This is a genomic window from Streptomyces sp. NRRL F-5755 (assembly GCF_001279365.1).
GTDB classification, from domain to species: Bacteria; Actinomycetota; Actinomycetes; order Streptomycetales; family Streptomycetaceae; genus Streptomyces; species Streptomyces rimosus.
Genome location: NZ_LGCW01000181.1, coordinates 1 through 528, shown reverse-complemented (window position 1 = coordinate 528; position 528 = coordinate 1). Strand labels below are relative to the sequence as shown.

1 protein-coding gene is annotated in these 528 nt (G+C 75.6%); it reads left to right on the top strand.

Translation table 11 applies throughout. The features are described 5' to 3' along the window. A partial coding sequence (locus ADK86_RS16770; RefSeq protein WP_159393870.1) for an ATP-binding cassette domain-containing protein occupies positions 1–361 on the top strand: 361 nt, incomplete at its 5' end. Positions 362–528: the final 167 nt, after the last annotated feature.

Genomic DNA, 528 nt, shown 5'->3' with positions numbered 1-528 from the left:
GCTGCGCCTGGGCGGTGCCAGGCGCAAGGAGGCCGAGGAGCGCTCGCTGGAGTGGCTGGAGCGGCTGGAGGTCGGCGAGGTGCGGGCCAAGCGGCCCGGCGAGGTCTCCGGCGGCCAGGGCCAGCGCGTCGCGGTGGCCCGCGCGCTCGCCGCCCGCCCCCGCGTGATCTTCGCCGACGAACCCACCGGCGCCCTGGACTCCCTCAACGGCGAACGGGTGATGACGCTGCTGACGGAGGCCGCGCGGGACACCAACGCGGCCGTCGTCCTGGTCACCCACGAAGCGCGGGTCGCCGCCTACTCCGACCGCGAGGTCGTCGTCCGCGACGGCCAGGCCCGGGAAATGGCAGGCACCGTATGACCCCCCTCGACCACGGCTCTCCCGCCACTGGCCACGGCACCCGACCAAGCAAGGCGCCGGCCGGCCTCGCCGTCTGGTTCCGCGATCTCGTCATGGGCATGCGCTTCGCGGTCGGCAGCGGCCGCGAGGGCTGGGTCCGTACGGCACTGACCGCCGTCGGCGTCGGC